General features: G+C 68.1%; 6 protein-coding genes. 3 read left to right on the top strand and 3 right to left on the bottom strand.

Annotated elements, in window-relative coordinates:
• Positions 1 to 18 precede the first annotated feature (18 nt).
• Both ABD308_RS22960 and ABD308_RS22955 read right to left on the bottom strand, forming a co-directional pair.
• Positions 19 to 246, bottom strand: a complete 228-nt coding sequence (locus tag ABD308_RS22960; protein WP_344338107.1) for a DUF397 domain-containing protein — start codon at positions 244 to 246, stop codon at positions 19 to 21.
• Positions 243 to 1118 carry a helix-turn-helix domain-containing protein gene (locus ABD308_RS22955; protein ID WP_344338105.1) on the bottom strand — a complete coding sequence of 292 codons (876 nt, stop codon included), beginning with the start codon at positions 1116 to 1118 and terminating at the stop codon, positions 243 to 245. Before ABD308_RS22955 ends, ABD308_RS22960 begins: the two co-directional genes overlap by 4 nt.
• A gap of 164 nt (positions 1119 to 1282) precedes the next feature.
• Between ABD308_RS22955 and ABD308_RS22950 the strand changes: the two genes are divergently transcribed.
• Positions 1283 to 1714 (top strand): ATP-binding protein, encoded by a 432-nt coding sequence (locus ABD308_RS22950; protein ID WP_344338104.1) that lies wholly within the window; start codon positions 1283 to 1285, stop codon positions 1712 to 1714.
• A gap of 91 nt (positions 1715 to 1805) precedes the next feature.
• The gene (locus tag ABD308_RS22945; RefSeq protein ID WP_344338102.1) at positions 1806 to 2777 is read left to right on the top strand and encodes a hypothetical protein; all 972 of its coding nucleotides are present in this window, start codon (positions 1806 to 1808) and stop codon (positions 2775 to 2777) included.
• Here ABD308_RS22945 and ABD308_RS22940 read toward each other — a convergent pair.
• A complete protein-coding gene (locus tag ABD308_RS22940) occupies positions 2774 to 4102 on the bottom strand; it encodes a DUF2252 domain-containing protein (RefSeq protein WP_344338100.1) in 1329 nt (442 codons plus the stop codon). The genes ABD308_RS22945 and ABD308_RS22940 overlap by 4 nt on opposite strands.
• Before the next feature lie 188 nt (positions 4103 to 4290).
• Between ABD308_RS22940 and dnaE the strand changes: the two genes are divergently transcribed.
• Positions 4291 to 7836, top strand: coding sequence for a DNA polymerase III subunit alpha (dnaE, locus tag ABD308_RS22935; protein WP_344338098.1), 3546 nt, complete (start codon positions 4291 to 4293; stop codon positions 7834 to 7836).
• Positions 7837 to 7858 lie beyond the last annotated feature (22 nt).

The following is a 7858-nucleotide window of genomic DNA, read 5'->3' as shown; positions in this document are numbered from 1 at the left end:
GGCGGCCGGAAGGTGGGTTCAGCGCAGGTGGTCGAAGGCGCCGGACTTGGCGCCGTTGAGGAGGGCGGCGATCTCGGTGCGGGTGTAGACGAGTGGGGTCTGTGTGGGGTTCTTGGAATCGCGGATGGCGATGTACTGGCCGATCACGCCGAACTCCACGCAGTTGTCGCTACCGCCACTGAACGGGGACTTCTCCCAGATGACGTCGGAGAAGTCGATCTCGGTGGGGTTGGGCTTGTCGATCACGTGCGGTTCTCCTTGAGCATGCTGGTCAGATGAGCATGGGTCTCGGGCGGGCCGAGGGCCCGGGCACGCAGGTGATCGAACACCTCCGTGTAGTGGGTCACCTCTTCGATGCCCTCGAAGTACACCGAGTTGGGGCCGTTTTCCATCCACACGACCTCTGGATTTGGATCGGGGAATCCCATCAGGACGAACGGTCCATCCAATCCTGGGTGGAAGCCGGCGCCGAAAGGCAGGAACTGCACGGTGACGTTCGTCCGAGTCATCACCTGGAGCAGGTGCTCAAGCTGGCCGTCGAGCACGGCCGGGTCCGGGACCCTGCGGAAGGCTGCTTCATCGATTACAGCCCACAACTTGATGGCGTTGGAGCCCGCCAACAGGTCGCGACGGCCCATACGCACCTGCACCAGGGCTTCAACTTGGTGAGGGCCGAGGTCGAAGCGCATGTTGCCGATGACCTGCCTCGCGTACTCCTCGGTCTGTAGGAGACCGGGAACGAGTTCGGTCTCGTAGGTCCGGAGCGAGTCCGCGCTGGATTCCAGGGCGAGGTAGCCGCCGTACTTGGTCGTGTTGATGACGGCGGAGTACTTCTTCCACCACGGTTGCCGCTGCGCCGCGTCGGCGCGGACCAGGTCGAGGATGTCCTCGCGGGCAGCCGGGTCGGTTATGCCGTAGCAGTCCAGAAGAGCCTTCGCGAGCACCGGGGTTGTCCCACGGTCGCCGTTCTCGATGCGGCTCAGTGAGCCCTGGCTGACCTCCACCACGGCGGACACCTCTGTCAGCGTCAGGCCGGCCTGTGCCCTCAACTCCTTGAAGCGAGCCGAGAGCTGGCGTCGGTACACCGATGGCGGTGCCGGGTTCCTCTTCCATGCCATGGGCAGCAGTGTGCCACCTGGAGACCCTGGGGCAACTCGAATGGGGGAAGTTCAGCTGGGAATATTGCCCATGTCGCTAGCGCCGGGGCATGCTGCCGGAGGTAGCGATACGTGAGGGCATCGTCGCGGCTCGTGTCGGTGCGTGATCTCATAGGAGGCATCCAGTGCCGTCCATCAGGACCGAACCCCGACAGGTCTCATGGGTTGTCCCCTCGCGGGACGAAGCCGTCGGCTACGTGCGGCACAGAACGGTGGCGGAGATCAGAGCCTGGGGTGTCGAACTCGCCGACCCGCTTGAGGTGGAGCTGGTGGTCACCGAGTTGGTGACCAATGCGGTCTTGCATGCTGGTGGGCAGGTCGTTGGCATCGGGGTTCGGGCGGCCAAGGCGGGGGCGGTGGTGATTCGGGTCAGCGATTCGCACCCGGGGTTCTTCGGTGGACGGGTGTCGGGGGAGCCCGGGGAGCATGGGCGGGGGCTCGTCATGGTGCGGCGGTTGGCGCGGTCTTGGTGGTGGGAGCCGTTGGCCGAGGGGAAGGTGGTCTGTGCCTTGGTGGGGGTGGGCGGGGGAGGATGTGGGGGTGACGAGGATGAGTGATGGGCGGTATGCGCCAGCGGGGTCGTTGATCGGGATGGTGCAGCGGGGGCGGGGGTTGGGGGCCCGGATGGCTGTGGAGGATCCGGTGGGGGTGGCGGAGCTCGTCTATGGGTGTGTGCGGTGGGATTGGCGGTGGGACGACCTTGATCAGCGGGGGGTGTACCTGGCGCGGTTGGTGAGGGATCTGGGGTTGCCGCTGGGGCCGGTGGTGGAGGGGTTGGCCGGGGACGAGCAGCGGCGTGAGCGGGCGGCGCGGGTGTTGGGGTTGCTGGCGCTGAGTGGGTCGGGGGAGGCACGGGAGGCGTTGCGGGGATATGCGCAGGAGGAGGAGCAATGGGAGGTGAAGACGAAGCCTCGGCGGCCGAAGGCGCTGGCGGGGGAGACCAACGCGCGGTTGTTGGAGCTGTTGGCGGATCCTGAGGAGTCGGAGGAGCGCAGGGTCGCCGCGCTCGATGTGCTGGACGACCGGGGGCCGGAGCCGGGGGTGATTCCACTGGTGTCGTCGCTGGGGACGGTGGGCGGGACGTCCGCGCTGTGGCCGCTGATCGGGGTGGTGGAGAAGCTGGGGGCGGGCGCGGTGCCGGCAGCGCGGGAGTGGGTCCGTGGGGAGAAGGCTTGGCTGAGGGCGCTGGGGTACCGGGTGCTGATCGAGCACGGGGAGGTGGAGGACGTGCCGGTGCTGGTCGCGCGGTTGGAGCGGGACTGGGTGGCGAAGCGGTGGTGTGGGCCGGTGCTCACGGCGCGGGGGCTGACGCGGTTCGGGGCGGAGGCCCGGGGTGCGGCGTCGCTGCTGCGGCGGTTCTGGTTGTGGACGCCGCACTCGTATGAGCGGGCCGGGTACCTGGAGGCGTTGGCGGCGATCGAACCGGCGGGGTTGGACGGGATCTATGTGGAGTGTCTTTGGGACTGTGAGGAGGCCGCGCGGTTGATGGGGGTCGAGCGGGCTCCGGACCAACCCGAGGTGAGGGAGAGGTTGGTCTACCTCAGGGACGATGAGATGGAGACGGCGGAGGTCAGGGCCGCCGCGCGGGAGCGGCTGGCGGCCCTGACCAAGCAGGGTTAGAGGCCCGGGATGCGGTTGTTGCGGTAGAGGTCGACGAAGAGTTGGTGGTCGGCGCGGGCCTGGGCGCCGTAGGTGTGGGCGAAGTCGACCAGCATCGCGGTGAAGCCGTCGGCGTCGCGGGCGATGGCCTCGTGGATGGCGTGCTCGGTGGAGAACGGGACCAGGGTGTGGCCGCTGGAGGACTCGTCGGCGGCGGCGTGCATGGTCGCGGTCGCCCGGCCCAGGTATTCGGTGACGGTGAGCAGGTCGGGGAGCTCGTTGAGGTCGCGCCAGTCGAGGTCGGTGGCGTACGGGGAGACCTCCGCGACCAGCTGGCCGCGGCCGCGCAGGGTGGTGTAGCCGAGCCAGGGGTCGCTGTGGGACTGGAGGGCGCGCTGGGAGATCACCGTGCGGTGGCCCTCGTGCTCGAAGTAGCCGGCGATCGCGGGGTCGGTGACGTGGCGCGACACGGCGGGGGTCTGGCCCTGCTTCATGTAGATGATCACGTCGTTTTCGAGGGCGTCGGTGTGGCCTTCGAGGAGCACGTTGTAGGAGGGGAGGCCGGCGGAGCCGATGCCGATGCCCCGGCGGCCGACCACGTCCTTGACCCGCAGCGCGGCCGGGCGCAGCCGGGAGGACGGCGGCAGGGTGGTGAGGTACTCCTCGAAGGCGGCGAGGACCTCGGCCTTGGTGGGCTCGTCGAGCTCGATCGCCCCGCCGCCGAGGCGGAAGCGGCGGTCGTAGCCCTCGATCACGGTGTCCCCGTCGAGCAGGGAGACCCGGGTCTGCAGCCGGGCCTGCTGGAGGGTGGCGAGGATCGGGCCGCCGGTGGTGTCCAGGGTGTAGGGGTCGGCGTCGCCCGAAGTGACGTGGGACGAGATGCGGCGGCGGTAGGCGTTGGCGAAGGAGGTGACCAACCGGGTGATGGTCGCGTCCGAGAGCGCCTTGGCGTAGCCGATCAGCGCGAGCGAGGCCGCCAGGCGCTGGACGTCCCAGGTGAAGGCGCCGACGTAGGCCTCGTCGAAGTCGTTGACGTTGAAGACGAGGCGGCCCTCGGCGTTGAGGTAGGTGCCGAAGTTCTCCGCGTGGAGGTCGCCGTGGATCCAGACCCGGCTGGTGCGCTCGTCGAGGAAGGGCTCGGCGAAGGAGGAGAAGGGCGCGGTGGTGAGGTCCGCGTAGTAGAGGGCGGCGGTGCCCCGGTAGAAGGCGAACGCGGAGGCGGCCATCTTGCGGAACTTCACGCGGAAGGCCGCCGGGTCCTGGGCGAGCAGGTCGCCGAAGGCCGTGTCGAAGACTCCGAGTACGGCCTCGGCACGGTCGGTGACGGCGGGCTGCGGGTGAGACATGGGCGATCCTTCGGGGCGCGGCGGGTGGCGGGGGACAGCTGCGTCCGGAGGCTAGAGTAGGAACGTGAACGTGTGAGTGCTGGTCCGGGCCCTGGTAGTGGCTCGGGCCGCATCTGTTTCCGGGCACCCTTCGTGACCTGCGCGTTCGCCGGCCCACCTGTCTGCACCGAGCCTACGGAGGCCCCGCCTTGAGCGATCAGCCGTTCGCGCATCTGCACGTCCACACCGAGTACTCGATGCTGGACGGCGCCGCCCGGCTGAAGCAGATGTTCAAGGAGGTCGAGCGGCTGGGGCAGAGCCATGTCGCGATGACCGACCACGGCAACATGTACGGCGCGGCCGAGTTCCACAAGCAGGCCACCGCCGCCGGCATCACCCCCGTGATCGGCATCGAGGCGTACGTCGCCCCCGAGTCCCGTTCGAACACCAAGCGCATCCTGTGGGGCCAGCCGCACCAGAAGAAGGACGACGTCTCGGCGTCCGGTGCCTACACCCACAAGACCATCTGGGCCCGGAACAAGGAGGGCCTGCACAACCTCTTCAAGCTGACCTCGCGCTCCTACTCCGAGGGCTGGCTGGTCAAGTGGCCCCGGATGGACAAGGAGCTGATCTCCGATCTGTCCGGCGGCCTGATGGCCACCACCGGCTGTCCCTCCGGCGAGCTGCAGACCCGGCTGCGCCTCGGCCAGTTCGACGAGGCGCTGAGGTCCGCCGGCGAGTACCAGGAGATCTTCGGCAAGGAGAACTACTTCCTGGAGCTGATGGACCACGGCCTCGACATCGAGAAGCGGGTCCGTGACGGGCTGATCGAGATCGGCAAGAAGCTCGGCATCCCGCCGGTCGTCACCAACGACTCGCACTACACCACCGAGGCCGACGCCGGCGCCCACGACCTGCTGCTCTGCGTGCAGACCGGCAAGAACCTCTCCGACCCGGACCGCTTCCGGTTCGACGGCACCGGCTACTACATCAAGTCGGCCGCCGAGATGTACGCCCTCGACCAGTCGGACGCCTGGCAGGAGGGCTGCCGCAACAGCCAGCTGCTGGTGGCCTCCCGGGTCGACACCGAGGGCATGTTCCAGTTCCGCAACCTCATGCCGCGCTTCCCGATCCCGGAGGGCTTCGAGTCCGAGTCGGACTTCTTCAAGTCCAAGGTCTGGGAGGGCATGGACTGGCGCTTCCCGGAAGGGTACGACGAGGAGCACAAGAAGCTCGCCGAGTACGAGATGGACACCATCATCCAGATGGGGTTCCCGGCGTACTTCCTCGTGGTCGCCGACTTCATCATGTGGGCCAAGGGCCAGGGCATCGCGGTGGGCCCCGGCCGTGGTTCGGCGGCCGGCTCGCTGGTGGCGTACGCCATGGGCATCACCGACCTCGACCCGATCCCGCACGGTCTGATCTTCGAGCGCTTCCTCAACCCCGAGCGCATCTCCATGCCCGATGTCGACATCGACTTCGACGAGCGCCGGCGCGGTGACGTGATCCGGTACGTGACGGAGAAGTGGGGGTCCGACAAGGTCGCCATGATCGTCACGTACGGCACCATCAAGGCGAAGGCCGCCATCAAGGACTCCTCGCGAGTCCTCGGCTACCCGTACGCGATGGGTGACCGGATCACCAAGGCGATGCCGCCGGACGTCATGGGCAAGGGCATCCCGCTGTCCGGCATCACGGACAGCAGCCACCCGCGCTACAGCGAGGCCGGCGAGATCCGCGGGCTGTACGAGACCGACCCCGACGTGCGCAAGGTGATCGACACCGCGCGCGGCATCGAGGGCCTGATCCGCCAGCCCGGCGTGCACGCGGCCGGCGTCATCATGTCCGCCGAGCCGCTGACCGACCACATCCCGGTCTGGACCCGGCACACCGACGGCGTCACCATCACGCAGTTCGACTACCCCACCTGTGAGGGCCTCGGCCTTCTCAAGATGGACTTCCTCGGCCTGCGCAACCTGACGATCATGGACGACGCCGTCAAGGCGATCGAGAAGAACAAGGGCATCAAGATCAACCTGCTTGATCTGCCCCTGGACGACAAGCCGACCTACGAACTGCTGGCGCGCGGCGACACGCTCGGCGTCTTCCAGCTCGACGGCGGCCCCATGCGCTCGCTGCTGCGCCTGATGAAGCCCGACAACTTCGAGGACATCTCCGCCGTCCTGGCGCTGTACCGCCCCGGTCCGATGGGCGTCAACTCGCACACCAACTACGCGCTGCGCAAGAACGGCCAGCAGGAGATCACCCCGATCCACCCGGAGCTGGAGAAGCCCCTGGAGGAGGTGCTGCGGCCCACCTACGGCCTGATCGTCTACCAGGAGCAGGTGCAGAAGGCCGCGCAGATCCTGGCCGGCTACTCGCTCGGCCAGGCCGACCTGCTGCGCCGCGCGATGGGCAAGAAGAAGAAGGAGATCCTGGAGGCCGAGTTCGTCCCGTTCCAGAAGGGCTGCCGGGAGCGCGGCTACTCGGACGCGGCGATCCAGGCGGTCTGGGACGTCCTCGTCCCCTTCTCCGGCTACGCGTTCAACAAGGCGCACACGGCGGGCTACGGGCTCGTCTCGTACTGGACGGCGTACCTCAAGGCCAACTTCCCGGCCGAGTACATGTCCGGCCTGCTGACCTCGGTGAAGGACGACAAGGACAAGTCGGCCGTCTACCTCAACGAGTGCCGCAAGATGGGCATCAACGTGCTGCCGCCGGACGTCAACGAGTCGGACGCGGACTTCACCCCGCACGGTGACACCACCGTCCGCTTCGGCCTGACCGCCATCCGCAACGTCGGCGGCCCGGTCGTCGAGTCGATGATCCGGACCCGCAAGACCAAGGGGAAGTTCTCCTCCTTCCCGGACTTCCTGGAGAAGGTGGAGTCGGTGGTCTGCAACAAGCGGACCGTCGAATCGCTGATCAAGGCGGGCTCCTTCGACTCGCTCGGGCACACCCGCAAGGGCCTGACCGCGCAGTTCGAGCCGATGATCGACAACGTCGTGGGCATCAAGCGCAAGGAGGCCGAGGGGCAGTTCGACCTCTTCGGCGGCGACGCGACGAGCGACGAGCCGAGCTTCGGGCTGGACGTGGTCTTCTCCGAGGACGAGTGGGAGAAGTCCTTCCTGCTCACCCAGGAGCGGGAGATGCTCGGCCTGTACGTCTCCTCGCACCCGCTGCACGGCATCGAGCACGTGCTCGCCGACAAGGCCGACTGCGCGGTCGCGGACCTCGCCGAGCGGCCGGACGGGACGATCGTCACCATCGGCGGCATCATCTCGGGCCTCCAGCGGAAGATGACCAAGCAGGGCAACGCCTGGGCGATCGCGACGGTCGAGGACCTCGCGGGCTCGATCGACTGCATGTTCTTCCCGGCCAGCTACCAGCTGGTCTCCTCGCAGCTGGTCGAGGACGCGGTGGTGTTCGTCCGCGGCAAGCTGGACAAGCGGGAGGACGTGCCGCGGCTGATGGGCATGGAGCTGACGGTCCCGGACCTCTCGAACGCGCACGCCGACGCGCCGATCATCATCAACATCCCGAGCGGCAAGGTGACGCCCCCGCTGGTGGCGCGGCTCGGCGAGGTGCTGAGCAGCCACCGGGGGACCACCGAGGTGCGGGTCCGGCTGGAGGCACGGAGCAAGACGACGGTGCTGCGGCTGGACCGGCACCGGGTGAAGTCGGACCCGGCGCTGTTCGGCGACCTGAAGCAGCTGCTCGGGCCGAGCTGCCTGGCGGGCAACGGGACGAACTGATCCCCCGGTGGGCGCCCGTACC

The organism is Kitasatospora putterlickiae, assembly GCF_039527695.1.
Classification (GTDB): Bacteria; Actinomycetota; Actinomycetes; order Streptomycetales; family Streptomycetaceae; genus Kitasatospora; species Kitasatospora putterlickiae.
The sequence above is the reverse complement of the archived record's forward strand: the minus strand, read 5'-3'. Positions and strand labels throughout refer to the sequence as shown.